Annotated in this window: 15 protein-coding genes, 1 tRNA gene, 1 other RNA gene and 1 pseudogene; 7 read left to right on the top strand and 11 right to left on the bottom strand. The window is 68.9% G+C overall.

Annotated features, from left to right (window positions below; genetic code table 11):
- The 6 genes from B4L26_RS00640 to cobC form a co-directional block, all read right to left on the bottom strand.
- On the bottom strand, positions 1 to 1277 hold a 1277-nt coding region (locus B4L26_RS00640), incomplete at its 3' end, for a S1 family peptidase (protein WP_290714570.1).
- Between the two features lie 152 nt (positions 1278 to 1429).
- An RNA gene (gene rnpB / locus B4L26_RS00635) (RNase P RNA component class A) lies at positions 1430 to 1826 on the bottom strand.
- Between the two features lie 39 nt (positions 1827 to 1865).
- Entirely contained in the window at positions 1866 to 2510 is a 645-nt protein-coding gene (locus tag B4L26_RS00630) for a histidine phosphatase family protein (protein ID WP_290714568.1), read from the bottom strand.
- A 2-nt stretch (positions 2511 to 2512) separates the two neighbouring features.
- A complete protein-coding gene (locus B4L26_RS00625) occupies positions 2513 to 3250 on the bottom strand; it encodes a zinc ribbon domain-containing protein (protein WP_290714565.1) in 738 nt (245 codons plus the stop codon).
- Between the two features lie 10 nt (positions 3251 to 3260).
- Positions 3261 to 4403, bottom strand: a complete 1143-nt coding sequence (locus B4L26_RS00620) for a Nif3-like dinuclear metal center hexameric protein (RefSeq protein WP_290714562.1) — start codon at positions 4401 to 4403, stop codon at positions 3261 to 3263.
- Positions 4396 to 5421 (bottom strand): Rv2231c family pyridoxal phosphate-dependent protein CobC, encoded by a 1026-nt coding sequence (gene cobC, locus B4L26_RS00615; protein ID WP_290714559.1) that lies wholly within the window; start codon positions 5419 to 5421, stop codon positions 4396 to 4398. The genes B4L26_RS00620 and cobC overlap by 8 nt, the downstream gene beginning before the upstream one ends.
- Before the next feature lie 58 nt (positions 5422 to 5479).
- Between cobC and B4L26_RS00610 the strand changes: the two genes are divergently transcribed.
- Positions 5480 to 5968, top strand: coding sequence for a low molecular weight protein-tyrosine-phosphatase (locus B4L26_RS00610; protein WP_290714556.1), 489 nt, complete (start codon positions 5480 to 5482; stop codon positions 5966 to 5968).
- Between the two features lie 2 nt (positions 5969 to 5970).
- Complete coding sequence (locus B4L26_RS00605) at positions 5971 to 6870, top strand: SURF1 family protein (RefSeq protein ID WP_290714553.1); 900 nt, start codon at positions 5971 to 5973, stop codon at positions 6868 to 6870.
- Here B4L26_RS00605 and B4L26_RS00600 read toward each other — a convergent pair.
- On the bottom strand, positions 6833 to 7765 hold the full coding sequence (locus B4L26_RS00600; protein WP_290714550.1) for a cobalamin biosynthesis protein: 933 nt from the start codon (positions 7763 to 7765) through the stop codon (positions 6833 to 6835). The genes B4L26_RS00605 and B4L26_RS00600 overlap by 38 nt on opposite strands.
- Before the next feature lie 65 nt (positions 7766 to 7830).
- Between B4L26_RS00600 and B4L26_RS00595 the strand changes: the two genes are divergently transcribed.
- Positions 7831 to 8646 (top strand): spermidine synthase, encoded by an 816-nt coding sequence (locus B4L26_RS00595; protein ID WP_290714548.1) that lies wholly within the window; start codon positions 7831 to 7833, stop codon positions 8644 to 8646.
- On the opposite strand, the gene B4L26_RS00590 is transcribed toward B4L26_RS00595, so the two are convergent.
- Entirely contained in the window at positions 8634 to 9446 is an 813-nt protein-coding gene (locus B4L26_RS00590) for a maleylpyruvate isomerase family mycothiol-dependent enzyme (protein WP_290714546.1), read from the bottom strand. The genes B4L26_RS00595 and B4L26_RS00590 overlap by 13 nt on opposite strands.
- A 98-nt stretch (positions 9447 to 9544) precedes the next feature.
- Between B4L26_RS00590 and B4L26_RS00585 the strand changes: the two genes are divergently transcribed.
- The 3 genes from B4L26_RS00585 to B4L26_RS00575 all read left to right on the top strand — a co-directional run bounded on the left by B4L26_RS00585 (position 9545) and on the right by B4L26_RS00575 (position 11651).
- Positions 9545 to 10498 carry an alpha/beta hydrolase family esterase gene (locus B4L26_RS00585; protein WP_290714544.1) on the top strand — a complete coding sequence of 318 codons (954 nt, stop codon included), beginning with the start codon at positions 9545 to 9547 and terminating at the stop codon, positions 10496 to 10498.
- Positions 10499 to 10565: 67 nt separating this feature from the next.
- Positions 10566 to 10637: transfer RNA gene (locus B4L26_RS00580), tRNA-Val, on the top strand.
- 123 nt (positions 10638 to 10760) lie between these two features.
- Positions 10761 to 11651, top strand: coding sequence for a TauD/TfdA dioxygenase family protein (locus tag B4L26_RS00575; protein WP_290714541.1), 891 nt, complete (start codon positions 10761 to 10763; stop codon positions 11649 to 11651).
- An 18-nt stretch (positions 11652 to 11669) separates the two neighbouring features.
- Here B4L26_RS00575 and B4L26_RS00570 read toward each other — a convergent pair whose 3' ends face one another.
- From B4L26_RS00570 to B4L26_RS00560, 3 genes are all read right to left on the bottom strand, one after another.
- Complete coding sequence (locus B4L26_RS00570) at positions 11670 to 12140, bottom strand: peroxiredoxin (protein WP_290714538.1); 471 nt, start codon at positions 12138 to 12140, stop codon at positions 11670 to 11672.
- A gap of 2 nt (positions 12141 to 12142) precedes the next feature.
- The gene (locus B4L26_RS00565; RefSeq protein ID WP_290714536.1) at positions 12143 to 12556 is read right to left on the bottom strand and encodes a DUF3052 domain-containing protein; all 414 of its coding nucleotides are present in this window, start codon (positions 12554 to 12556) and stop codon (positions 12143 to 12145) included.
- Positions 12557 to 12655: 99 nt separating this feature from the next.
- On the bottom strand, positions 12656 to 13180 hold the full coding sequence (locus tag B4L26_RS00560) for a hypothetical protein (protein ID WP_290714532.1): 525 nt from the start codon (positions 13178 to 13180) through the stop codon (positions 12656 to 12658).
- A gap of 233 nt (positions 13181 to 13413) precedes the next feature.
- On the opposite strand from B4L26_RS00560, the pseudogene B4L26_RS00555 reads away from it, so the two are divergent.
- Positions 13414 to 14167, top strand: a pseudogene (locus B4L26_RS00555) (pyruvate dehydrogenase (acetyl-transferring), homodimeric type); the annotation flags it as partial.

Raw genomic sequence — 14167 nt, 5'->3', positions numbered from 1 at the left:
AACGTCGGCGGTGCGGGAGGCGCCGGCGGCACCACGGGTGCCGGGGGTACCGGTGACTGCACCCCTGTCGGCGGGCTGTACTGGCCGGGCTGCTGCGTCTGCACCAGACCCTGCGGCGGACCGAACTGCTGCGGCGACGGCGCCTGCCCGTTCGTACCGTTCGGGTAGTACGGCGCCGGGCTGGCCTTCGGCTTGCGACGCAGGCCCAGGATCAGACCCAGAATCAGCAGGACCGCAATCAGCGCGAGGAGCGGACCGAGCCACACCCACACGTTCGACTCCTTGGCCGGCTGTTCCACGCTGACCAGTGTCGCCCCGTTGCTCTGCAGGTACGAGCGCAGCGCGACGTTGTCGGTGATGAAGCCAAACTCCGAGGTCTCCTCTTGCGAAATGGTCTTGTTCGAGTTGGTCCCCACGACCTCGCCAGACGAGTTGACGGTGGGGCCGCCCGACATGCCCTTGCCGATCGTCGCCGACACCTCGGTCTGCATAATGCCGCCTTCCTTCTGCTGGCGGGATGACACGGTGCCGGACTTGAACGACGGCTGCGGCAGGGTGATGTCGTCGCTGACGCGCCTCACCTGGCCGGGGAAGCCGACGCTCGTGATGGACTCACCGACCTTCGGGGCGTCCTTGGCGATCGGCAACGCGGTCAACGCACCGACATTGGCGTTCATCTTGAGGACCGCATTGTCGCCGTCGCGGGTCGACTGAGCATTGACGACCTGCATCGTCGTCCAGTCGCGGATCACCTGGTTGGGCCCGGCCGACTGCTTGCCACGCACCTCGACAGTCGGGTTGGCGCCGTCGCCGCCCTCACCTCGCACCGCCCAGGCCTGCCGGATCGATTGCTGGAAGATACGGTTCGCCCAATCGGCGTCGCGATTCTGCGTCTTGGCCAGCGCGATCACGGCTTCTTTGCGGAGATTGGTCCTAATATCGTCGGCCCCGGTGTAGGCACAGTGTCCCGCGGTCGCGATGTAACCACTCGGGTCGACGATGTAACCGGTGCAAGTCGTCATAAACGACACGTCATCCGACCATTGGGGACCCGATTCGAATGGGATCTGAACCTGGCCGGTCCACTCAGATATTAGGAACACCAGAGCCTTGCTGACCCTCTCGTTCACCGAAACGGGATCGGCGCTGGCGGGCCCCGACCCGGTCATGACAGCAAGTGCGGCGGCAACCGCCACGACACAAGACTTGATCGTCCTATTCACCTGTACCCCAATCAGACTGGGCGCGAGCCCGAAGCAATCGGCCGAGAGTAACACGCACAATATCCACCTACCCGGACGACGACGCGGCGTTGCGGCGAATCCGTGAGAACAGCCAACCACCAGCGGCGGTCGGTGGCAATAGGAACGTCCGTCGTGCAGCTAGACAAGAGAGACGTGAAACGCCGATAACGCCCAAACCGGCAAGGCGAACGAGTCGGCCGATAAGCCGGATCCTGTCCCGCATATGCGGGGGCAGCCATCCATCTGGACACACCGTCGCCGGGTGCCTCAAGCGGTCCACCCGCGGGCTCGGGCGAGCAGCCCTCGAACGCCCGCGCACCCGCACCACGTGGTGCGGGCTTCGACCTTGCTCCGGGTGGGGTTTACCTAGCCGACGCGGTCACCCGCGCCGCTGGTGCGCTCTTACCGCACCGTTTCACCCTTACCGGCTCGCGCCGGCGGTTTGTTTTCTGTGGCACTGTCCCGCGGGTCACCCCGGGTTGCCGTTAACAACCACCCTGCTCTGTGGAGTCCGGACTTTCCTCGACGCACGGCGCACCAGATCCTGGCCGTTCCGCGCGCCGCGGCCGCCTGGCCGACTCGTTCGCCCGTTCAGGGTACATGGCGACGGCGCTCAGACGACTATCCGAGCGGGTAACTGCGCAGGTGGGAGGTGTCGTTGACCAGTCGGCCCACCGATCCGCCGTCGTCGAAGTACTCCACCAGCGATACCGATGCCAAGTCCAGGTGCAGCCCGTGCAACAGTTCGGGGCCCACGCGCATCGCCGCACGGATCATCGATTTGATCGGCGTGACGTGGGTGACCAGGACGACGGTCTGCCCGGCGTGCTCGGCGACGATGGTCTCGCGTGCCGTCGCTACGCGCGCCTCGGCGTCGGCGAAACTCTCCCCGCCCGGCGGCGCCACCGTCGTATCGCGCAGCCATGCCCGGTGCACCTCGGGGTCGCGGCGGGCGGCCTCGCTGAAGGTCAGCCCCTCCCACTGCCCGAAGTCGGTCTCGATGAGTCCCTCGTCGACGGTGACGGGCAGTCCAGTCGCGGCGGCCAGCGGCGCAGCGGTCTCGCGCGTGCGCCGCAGCGGCGAACAGATAATCGCCGAGATCGGCCAGTTCGCCAGGCGGCCCGCAACCCGCGCCGCTTGGTCAAGGCCGACGGCGGTCATCGCGACGTCGTCGCGCCCGGAATACCTCCGGTCCACCGATAGAGGCGTCTGCCCGTGGCGCAGCAGCACCAGCCGCGTCGACGTCGAGGCCGACGACGAGCCCACCGCTACAGCCCCGACTCGTGGGTCCGGATCAGCAGCGCACCGCACTCCTCGCAGCGCGCGACGTCGTCCTCGTCGAGGGTGGCCAATTGCGACAGCGTGCCGCGGTCGAGTTCCATCCGGCAGGCACCGCAGCGGCGCTGCCGCAGCAGACCGGCACCGGGCTTGCCGTGGGAAATCTGACGGTCGTACACCGCCAGCAACTCGCCTGGCGCGTCAGCGACGATCGCACCGCGCCGCTGCTGCAGGTCTGCGGTCTTCTCGTCGAGGTCGGCAGCCGCGGCATCACGTCGGGCCCGCACGCCCTGCGATTCCTCCTCGAGCGAGGTGACCGTGGCCTGCGCGCGGTCGCGCTCGGCCGCAACGGCCTCCTGCTGCTCCATGAGATCGATCATCTCGTCCTCGGCGATTGAGCGACGCCGCTGCAGACCGGCGAGTTCGTGCTGCAATTCCGAGAGCGCCTTGGGCGCCATGCCCGATCGGTTCAGCAGTTCCGAGTCGTGCTCCTCGCGCGTGCGCATGCCGTTGATCTCCGAATCAAGGCGCCCGGCCTCCCGGTCGAGGTCCTCGGCCGCGATATCCGCGCGGGTCGCATCATCGCGCGCCGCGGAAATGCGCTCGGCGATCTCGGCGAGCTCACGGTCCTCGGGCAGATTCGCACGCTGGTGGCGCACCCTGGCCAGATCCCCGTCGACCTCTGCAACCTCGAGCATGATCCGCTGCCGCGCTGCCTCGACCTTCACGTGCGCGAGTCTAGCGCTCGGCGCTCGCGTGCAATCCGAACGGATCGGTCGGCCCGGCATGGACATCGGTTGGGACCCCGAGCGACTCGAGAATTCCCGCCGCCTGCGCGCACCACGGGAACTCGGTGGCCCAGTGGCCGGCATCGACGAGGGCCGGTCCCCCGGCCCGCAGTGCCTCGTCGACGACGTGGTGGCGCAGATCGCCGGTGAGGTACACGTCGGCCCCCGAAGCCGCAGCGGCGCCGATCAACGAATCACCCGCGCCGCCGCACACTGCGACCCGCCGGATCCGACGGTCGGGATCGCCGGCGGCGCGGATGCCCCAGGCAGAACGTGGTAACCGCGCGGCGGCCAAGTCGGCGAACTCGCGCAACGAGACCTCGGCGGCCAGCACGCCGACCCGACCCAGCCCGACGCTGTCGGCACCGCCGGTGCCGGGCGTGTCCGCTAGCTCCAGGATGTCGAAGGCCGGTTCTTCGTATGGGTGCGCGGCCCGCAGCGCCGCCAGCACCCCAGCGCGCAACCGACGAGCCGCGACGACCTCGATGCGTGCTTCGACGACCTCGGTCAGACCGCCGATCGAACCGATCGCCGGGCGGGCCCCGGGCAGCGGCTCGAACTGGCCGACGCCCTGCACCGACCACGCACACTGCCGGTAGTCGCCAATCTCACCGGCACCCGCGGCGAACAACCCGTCCCGTACCTGGGCCGCGGAATCGATCGGCACCATGACCACCCATTTGTCCAACTCGGTGGGAATGGGTTCCAGCGGGGCGGTGTCACGCACACCCAGTGCGTCGGCAAGGGCGTCGGACACCCCTGGGCGCGCACTGTCGGCGTTCGTGTGGGCGGTGTAGAGCGCACATCCCCCGCGGATCAGCCGGTGGATGAGCGCACCCTTCGGTGTCGACGCCGCCACGGTATCCACGCCGCGCAGCAGCAAGGGATGGTGCGCGACGACGAGCCCGTACCCACCGGCGACGGCGGCCTCGACCACGTCCGAGGTCACGTCCACGCACACCAGAGCGCGTGCGACCGTTTCCCCCGTATCTCCGCAGACCAGCCCAACCGAGTCCCAGCTCTGCGCCAGCCGTGGTGGATAGGCCTCCTCAAGTTGGCTGATTATCCGGTCAAGCGTCGCTGCCTCAGTCACTGCCCACCTCCTCCAGCACTGATTCCAGTGCCCGGGATAGATCATCGACGACGTCGGGCGCGCGAACCGCGAAACGCAGGTACTCCGGGCCGAGACCGGTGAAGTTCTCGGCACTGCGCACCGCGAACCCGCGCCGTGCCAGGGCAACCCGGATCTGCGATGCGCGGGCGTGCCGGACCAGCACGAAGGGGGCAGCAGGCTCGACCGGCAGATGCAGGCCTGCCGCCGTCAACCGCTGGCACAAGTAGGCCCGGTCGGCAACCACCCGTGCCGCTGCTGCCTCCACGTACGCGCGGCCCAGTGGACCGGCACACGCGCGCAGGGCCGCCAGCACCGGCGAACCCACCGGCCAGCTGCGCCGGCTGCGGGTGAGTTCGGCAATCACCGGCGGCGCAGCCAGCAGGTATCCCGCCCGCAATCCGGCGAGGCCGAACGTCTTGGTGACGCTGCGCAACACGACGACGTCGTCGCGGCTTTGATCGGCCACCGACTCCCCCGGGGCCAGGTCGGCAAACGCCTCGTCGACGACGAGCAGGCGCCCATCCGCGCGCAGGTCCAGCACGTCGGTGGCCGGGTGCAGCACCGACGTCGGGTTCGTCGGGTTGCCCACCACGACGAGGTCGGCGTCGTGGGGAATGTCGTCGTGGACATCGGCGAGCCGCCACGGCGCGGACCCGACCACCTCGGTGACCGTGACGCCCGCGCGACGCAGCAGCGACACCGGCTCGGTGAATGAGGGGACGACGACGGCGGCGCGTCGCCGACCCAGTCCTGCCACGAGTTCGAAGCCCTCGGCCGCACCGTTGAGCAGGAGCACTTCTTCGGGAGGCCGGCCGTGCAGCTGTCCGAGGGCCGTGCGGGCGGCCTCCTCGTCGTCGGCGCGCGGGTAGGCGGCAAGGCCGCCAATCGCTCCAACCACAGCGTCGACAACAAAATCGGGCGGTCCTGGCGCAACGTTGACGGCGAAATCGACCATCCCGGGCAACGCGTCGGCATCCCCATGACGGTCCGGATCCATACCGGCGAGCGTACCGACCCGAGCGGACGCACCCCGCCCCCCGTAGTCTGGAGGTGCGATGACTGAGAACCTTCTCATCTGTGTTGTGTGCACCGGCAACATCTGCCGGTCACCCATGGGACAGAACATCCTGCGACACGCGCTCGCGCAGGCGGGCCTCGACGACCGGGTCGACGTGGTGAGCGCCGGAACCAGCGGTTGGCACGTGGGCCACCCGGCCGACAACCGCGCCCGCACCGAGTTGCTCGCGCACGGGTATTCCGACCATCACGTCGCGGCCCATCTCGGCCCGCAGCACTACGACGCCGATCTTGTCCTGGCGATGGACTCCGAGCACGTGCGGATGCTCGAGCGCAAGCGCCAGCTGCGCGACCGCGTGCGCCTGCTGCGCAGCTTCGACCCGGCGGCCGGCCCCCATACCGACGTACCCGACCCGTACTACGGCACCCAAGCCGACTTCGCCCAGACTCGCGTCCTCATCGAATCCGCGGTCCCGGGCATCCTCGACTGGGTCCGGGTGCGCCTGGGCGAAACCGTCGTGAGCTGAGGATGTCGGCGCTACGCGTGCTGCTGCGACCCGGCTGGATCGCATTGGGCCTGGTCGTCGTCGCCTTCGCGGCACTTTGTTTTTCCGTGCTCGCACCGTGGCAGCTCGGGAAGAACTCATCGACGACCGAACGCAACGATCTCATCCGCCACGCGGTCGCGACGGCCCCGGTACCGCTGGGCGAGGTCGTAGCCGATCCGTCGGTGTTCGACCCGAAGACTGAGTGGCGAGAAGTCGTCCTCACCGGCCGCTACCGGCCCGCTCAACAGATCTTGCTGCGCCTGCGCAGCATCGAGGGCCAGCCCGCGGTGGAGGTGCTCACGCCGTTTGAGACCGACCACGGGGCGTTCCTCGTGCACCGGGGATTCGTCCGGCCGCCCAAGGCCGCTGATCTCCCAGCGGTCGCACCTCCGCCAGCGGGCACCGTGACCATCCATGGACGCATCCGCGCCAGCGAGGGCACCAGTCCTGGACGGGGCGTTGCCCCCATCGGCCACACCATGACCGCCTACAGCATCGACCCCGCCGACGCCGGGCGCGCTCTGGGTACGTCTCTGGCGCCCTTCTACCTGCAGTTGTCGGCGGACCAGCCGGGATCGCTGTCCCCTATCGCGCTGCCGCAGTTGGAGTCGGGCCCGTACCTGTCCTACGGCCTGCAGTGGCTCGCGTTCGGGATCATGGCGCCGCTCGGCGTCGCCTATTTCCTCTACAGCGAGATCCGCCAGCGGCGTCGACGGCCTGCGGATGCGGCCGATGCGCCTGCCGGCACGAAGGAGCGGCTGCGCGCCGCGGGCATCCGCAGCGGGTCAGCGCAGCGGCCCACGATTGGCGCAGCACCCACCGCTGGGGACGCCGACGACGAGGTCAAGCGCAAGCTTGCCGACCGCTACGGGAGCGGCTGAACGCCGACCGACCAGCGGTGAGCACGACGGCAACCACGAGGGACCCGGCCCGCACTCGGCGCGACAAGTGAACCGCGGCACGCACATCTGCCACACCGGGCCGCCTTCCACCGCCGAGGACCGGGCGGTCCTCGGTGTAACCGCGATAGGCCGTCGGTCCGCCGAGTGTCAGGTCCAGCGCACCGGCGAACGCCGCCTCGACGACGCCCGCGTTGGGGCTGGGGTGCCGGTGCGCATCGGCTTTCCATGCCTGTGCGGCCTGGCGGGGCCGCGGACCGAGCAGCACCGCCAGGACACCGCCCAGCCGGGCGGGCAGGTAGTTGGCAACATCGTCGAGGCGGGCGCTGGCCCAGCCGAACTCTCGGTGACGCTCGGTGCGGTAGCCGACCATCGCGTCGAGCGTGTTGACCGCACGGTAGGCCAGGGCGCCTGGCGCCCCGCCGACGGCCGCGGCGAGCAACGGGGCCACCGCCGCGTCGGAAGTGTTCTCAGCGATCGACTCGACCGCCGCCCGACAGATCCCGGCCTCGTCGAGTGCCGCCGGGTCGCGCCCGCACAGGCTCGGGACCAGCGCCCGCGCCGCCTCGATGTCCCCCGCATCGAGCGCATCGGCCATCGACTCCCCGACCGCGGCCAGTGACCGGCCACCCAGCGCCGTCCACGTCGCGATCACGACGCCGAGCGCACCGAAGCGCGACAGCACGGCCCCGACAAGAGCGGTCGCTGCTACGCACACCGCCGTGAACACCGCTCCCCGCGCCCGTGTCGGCGCGTAGATCGCTTCTTCAAGCGCAGCCGCACAGCGGCCGAACCCGGCCACCGGGTGCCACCGACGGGGGTCACCGACGGCGCTGTCGGCAAGTGCCCCGACGACGATCCCGGCGGCGGTATCCATGCCGTGATCGTATCGACCGGCGATGGAGCGAGCCCAATTGAGTGAGCCCAAATAGAGTTGGCGCCGTGGCACCGCGCAACACCGAACCGGCCCCGGGGGTCTACCCGATCGACACCGGGACTGCCGAACTCTCTGCCTCGGGTTCGGGTTGGCTGGTGTGCATCAACGGGGCCGAGAGCAGCCACATCGATCCCGACCACCCCGAGCGACTCGATTTCGAATACATGCGCCAGATGGCGCTGATCGTCGAGGAGCGGTTCTCCTCCGCGCCGCGCCCACCGCGCGCCCTGCACCTGGGGGCCGCCACCTGTGCCCTGCCCCGCTATCTCGACCACCGATTCCCCGGGGCGCGCCAAGTCGCCGTCGAGATCGACGCCGCCCTGGCCGCCTACGCCCGGGAGTGGTTCGATCTGCCCCGCGCTCCGGCCCTGCGCATCCGCGTCGGCGACGCGCGCGCCGTCGTCGAACAGCTCACCCCGCGCACTCGCGACATCGTCATCCGCGACGCGTTCGCCGACGAGCGCGCCCCCGCGCACCTGACGACCCGCGAGTTCACCGAGTCCGTGGCGGCGCTTCTCGACGACGGCGGGCTCTATCTGGTCAACTGTGCCGACGATCGTCGCCTGACCCTCGCGCGCGCCGAGGTCGCGACCATCGCCGACGTCTTCCCCCACGTGGCGGTCGTCGCCGACGCCGCCATGCTCAAGGGTCGGCGCACCGGCAATGTGGTCATCGCCGCGGCCCGCGAACCCATGGAGGCCACCGCGGCGCTGACCCGTGCCCTGTTATCTGACCCACTGCCCGCGCAGATCCTCGACGGCGAACGGGCCCGCGCGTTCGCCGGCGGAGCACCTGTCCTGCGCGACCCTCAGATCGTGTAGGCCAGATGTGTGGCGATCTGTTCGCCCAGCTCGGCGTCGCCGGTGACTGTGACGGCCGACGGATCGGCGTCACGCCGCCCGCCGATCAGCCGGAAGAACGCGCAGGTGTCGACAGCGAGGGCGACATCGGCAGGCGTCGATCCGACCGGCACGAGTGACGCGCGCTCGGCGACTTCCACGCCGATCGCCCGCTCCACCAGCCCGTCGAGTTCGATGACCACCGTCGTCCCGCGCGGCACCCCGACCCGCTTGGCCAGCACGTACGGCAGCGATGCCGACGCCTCGTCGACGGCGATGGCGGCCGGGCGCGCAGTTGTCGGTGGGTCCAGCCCGAGACCGTCGCGCAGGTCCAATTCATGGATCCAGCAGTCGAAGACGCGGATCCGCATGAACCGCCCGTAGGTCGACGGGCCCGCCGGTGTCATCGCCGGAGCAGCCAATTCCTCGTCGGACATCGCGGCCAGCGCGGCGGCGCGTTCAGCGGTGATCGCATCGAAGCCCGACAGCAAGGCCGCCCGGTCATGGCCGCGCAGCTCCTCGAGCCACTTCTCGTTCAGTTCGCCGATCGGATTGCGGATGTGGTCACGTCCGGCAACGTCGTGGTCGGGCACGGGTCGGCCGGCGAGCAGGCTTTCGGTGCCGATGACGTGGGCGACGATGTCGGCGTTGGACCAGCCGGGCAGCACAGACGCCGCAGCGAGCTGCTCGTCGGAGAGTCCGTCGACGAGTGAGCGCAGCGCCGCCCACTCTTCAACCAGGGCGGCGATCGCGTCGCGCGCATCAGTATTCGTGGCATCCATCAGTCCACCGGGTCCCGTCCTGTCACACGAGTGCGCATGTGTCTCACGACACCTCTGCGATGCGCGATTTCCCTGCGTCTCACCCTATTCTGTTCCTCGTGCTTTCTCGTCGACTTGCCCTTTCCGCCGGGGTGATCGCTGCAATCGTGCTGCTCGGCGGCAGTGCCGCCCAGTACGTGCTGGCCGCGCCCCGGGTGGTGGCGACGCCGGTCGCCGGGTGCGCCGGCGCCCCGGAATACGTCGCGAGTGCGTCGGTCCCCCAGTCGGTCAACGTCGGCAGGATCACCCGCAACTTCACCGTGCGCCTGCCCGCCGGGTACACCCAGGGACGGCCGACCCCGCTGATCATCGCCTACCACGGCCGCGGCGAGGCGGCATTGTTCTTCGAGCGCTACACGCAGTTGTCGCGTCTACCGGCGATCCTGGTCTATCCCCAGGCCATGCGCAGCACCTCCGGACCGCGCTCCTGGCAGGGTGCGCCGTACTCCGACCCCAAAGCCGATGACATCGGCTTCACCCGCGAGATCATCCGCACGGTCCGCGCCAACGCCTGCGTCGACAACGGCCGGATCTTCGCGGTCGGGCGCTCCAACGGCGGCGGTCTGGCCAACCTCCTCGCCTGCCAATTGCCCGGGCAGTTCGCCGCGATTGCCATGGTCTCCGGCGCGTTCTATCCGCAGGCCAACCAGGGCTGCGCCCAAGCGCGTCCCGTCTCCCGCATCGAGTTCCACGGGACCGAGGACCGGATTGTGCCGTACTGGGGCCTGCAGAAGTTCGGCTCCGTCCTCCCGCCGATCCCCGACGAAGTCGGCGGCTGGGCGCGCCGGGCGGGATGCGCCCCTCCGATCGAGTCTCGGATCGCCAACGCCACCACGCGTATCGACTGGTTAGCCTGCCAACCGGGCGTAATGGTCAGTCATGTGCGCATCGAAGGCGGCACCCACCTGTGGCCGGGCTCGGGTACCACGCCCCTGCGCCCGTCCAACCACGTCAACGCCACCGCGCTCATCTGGCAGTTCTTCCAGCTGGCGCGTCCCGGCCTGACCGGCTGAGCGCGTTTGAACCCCGACGGGCCCTCGCGCTAGATTTGCCAGGGTCCGCCGCCGTGTCGGCGGCCACGCGCGTATAGCTCAGCGGTAGAGCACTGGTTTTACACACCAGCGGTCGTAGGTTCGATCCCTACTGCGCGCACCGATTCCCCCTATTCCGCTCACCCTGCGTCGAACCATGGGCATGACGGCGAAGAGCCCGTAGACATGGAGGAGGCTCGCCGGACCCCCGTCCAGTGCGAGCGGTCACGGGAAGGACGAGGAAATGACCGCCACAATCGGCACTGCACAGACTGACACCATCACTGCGGGGCGAGAACTCGATGTGGTGCGGTTGGGTCCGCGATTCGGTGCCGAACTGCGAGGCATCGACGTCACCACCGCCGACGACGGCCAAATCGCGCTCCTTCGCGAGGCGCTCGTCGAGTTCAAGGTGATCGTGCTGCGCGACCAACACATCACCGACGCACAGCACGTGCAGCTCGCGCAGCGTCTCGGCGAGACCACCATCGGACACCCGGTGTGGGACAGCGGCGATGTCCCCGACGAGGTATTCACCCTCGACAGCACCGACAACGGCTTCGCCGACGAGTGGCACACCGACGTCACGTTCATGCCGCGCCCGCCAGCCGGTTCGGTGCTGCGTCCCATCGTGCTGCCGAGCACCGGCGGCGATACGAATTGGGCCGACGGCGAGCTGGCCTACGAGTCGCTGTCACCGCAGCTCCGCGGCGTCGCCGACGAGTTGTACGCCTACCACGACGGCGAGCGGGAATTCGGCTACTACCTGCGTCAGCGCCGTGGCGGCGTAGGCAACGTGTGGGAGGGCAAGCAGGTCACCGCACTCGTCCCCACTCGCCACCCGGTGGTGCGTATCCACCCGGAGACCGGGAGGAAGGCCCTCTTCGTCAACCCCGGCTTCACCTCGTATATCGAAGGCGTCTCCGACGCGGAGAGCCGCGGATTGCTCGACATCTTCTACGCCCACCTGACCAAGCCCGAACACATCGTGCGGCACCGCTGGACCCTCGGCGACATCGTGCTGTGGGACAACCGCAACACCCTGCACTACGCCAATCGCGACTACCTGCCGGAGCGCCGCGTGATGCACCGCGTCACGCTCCGCGGCGACGAACCCGTCGGACCGGCCGACTGACGGGACCCCGACTGGTAGCTAAAGGCTGGCAGCGGCGAGGGCGCGTGCCCACACGCCCTCATCGCGCGGAGCGCCGGCCTCGGCGACATCGGAGAACAGCACTGTGCGGTCGCGGTCGACGAGCACCGTGCCGCGCAGGGCATAGCCGTGCCGCTCACTGAACACGCCGTACTGCTGGGCGACCGCGCCATGCGGCCAGAAGTCTGAGAGCAGCGGGAACAGGAATCCCTGGGCACTGGCCCACACCTTGTGCGTGGGGGGCGGTCCGACGGATATCGCGACAGTGGTCAGCGCATCGTTGTCGAACTCGGGCAGGCGGTCGCGGATAAGGGCCAATTCGCCCTCGCAGTTGCCGGTGAACGCCAGCGGGAAGAACACCAGTAGGACGCGGCGGTCTGCGATGAGGTCCGCGAGGCTCACCCGCTGGTTGTTCTGGTCGGACAGCGTGAAATCCGGCGCACGGTCGCCGACCGCGATGAGGCTTTCCATCGTCAGCGCGAGCCGCGCGAACGGGGCTGGACCAGCCGCGTGGCGGTCCAATCCCCCAAGTTGGTGACGCTGGTCTGCGTCAGCCCGGTTGTCGCAGCCGCCTCGCTGACCTCGCTGGGCTCCACATGGCCACTGCGGCCCGTCTTCGGGGAGAGCACCCACAGGTACCCGTCGTCGGCGAGCGGGCCGATCGCCTCGATGAGCGCATCGGTGAGATCGCCGTCGTCTTCGCGCCACCACAGCAGGACGACGTCGATCACCTCGACGGCGTCCTCGTCGAGCATCTCCGCGTCGATGATGTCCTCGATGGCGGCGCGCAAGTCGTCATCAGTGTCGTCGTCCCATCCCAACTCCTGGACGACCAGCCCTTTGCTCAGGCCCAACCTCTGCGCACCGGAACCATCGGCGGCGACCACGCGCGACCTCCTCAATCAGGACGGCCGTCAAGCGGACTCTCGACGACTCGTGTTGCTATCCCACCGTCTCTAGCGCCAGAGCGCAAGCTGAAACCCAACTCAGAGGTAGGTCTTGCACAATGCGGTGAACTGATCACGCGCGGAGTTCATCTCGCGGGCGGTGCTGTTCATCGACGAAATGTTGCGCGACGCGACTGCAGCGCGCTGGGCCTCGCGCGCGGTGATCATCTTTCCCAGTTGCGTCTTCAGGTCCGCCGGCAGGTCTTTCTCATTGGCAGCGCGCAGCGCCGTGAGGTCCTGGTCGATCCGTGCCAGTGTCTGGTTCACCAGGTTGGTGTCGAGGTTGCCCGACGCGTTGTAGGCGCGAATCATCGAGTTGTAGACGTCGACGCTCTGCCGCATTGTCACCGGGATGGTCAGGCACACCTGCTGTGCGTTGGCCTTCTGCCGCTTGACCACCTGCTCGGCCTTGTACTGCGCTACCGCCTGCGGGGGTGCACTGGGGGTGCCGGAAACAGTGCATCCGGTGAGGACGGCGACGGCACCGACCGCCGCGACGACCCCGGCGACCCAGCGCCGCGACCCGGATTCCGTGGTGCTGCCGATCGTGATCTGGTCCGTCATGACTCTCCGTATCGGGGTTGGCGATCGCCGAAGGCGTGTCGACGAATAGGGCAATCGTAGCCGTGCGGCACCGCGAGCATGCCGATGGTGCGAGTCGATGCTCCAGTGACCTCACGGGCGGCCCCGACGCACACTAGGCTTGGCATGGCGGCGCCTCACCCCCGGCGTTCGCTCACCATTGGGCCGAGCACCACCATCGCCGGCGACAACAGAATCGTAAGGAACCGATCACCGTGTCTGACGAGTCGAGTACACCCAACCGCGTCCGGGTCATCCGCGAGGGCGTGGCCTCCTACCTGCCCGACATCGATCCGGACGAGACATCGGAGTGGATCGGCTCCCTCGACGGCCTCATCGACGCCGCCGGCCCCGCCCGTGCCCGGTACTTGATGCTCCGCCTCCTTGAACGGGCCGGTGAACGGCACGTCTCCATCCCGTCGCTGACCTCGACCGACTACGTCAACACCATTCCCACCGAGAACGAGCCGTGGTTCCCCGGCGACGAGGAACTCGAACGCAACTTCCGCCGCCTCATCCGCTGGAACGCCGCGATCATGGTGCACCGCGCCCAGCGACCCGGAATCGGCGTCGGCGGCCACATCTCCACCTACGCCTCCTCGGCATCGCTCTACGAAGTCGGTTTCAACCACTTCTTCCGCGGCCAGGAGCACCCCGGCGGCGGCGACCAGATCTACATCCAAGGACATGCCTCCCCGGGCATCTACGCCCGCGCATTCCTCGAGGGCCGGCTCACCGAGTCGCAGCTCGACGGCTTCCGTCAGGAGCACAGCCACGCCGGACTCGGCGGCGGCCTGCCGTCGTACCCCCACCCTCGCCTCATGCCCGACTTCTGGCAGTTCCCGACGGTGTCGATGGGCCTAGGTCCGATGAACGCGATCGCGCAGGCCCGGGTCAACCACTATCTGCACGACCGCGGCATCAAGGACACCTCCGACCAACACGTCTGGGCGTTCCTGGGCGACGGCG

The organism is Gordonia sp. UBA7599 (assembly GCA_002477755.1).
Classification (GTDB): domain Bacteria; phylum Actinomycetota; class Actinomycetes; order Mycobacteriales; family Mycobacteriaceae; genus Gordonia.
This window is presented reverse-complemented; position numbering and strand designations above follow the sequence as displayed.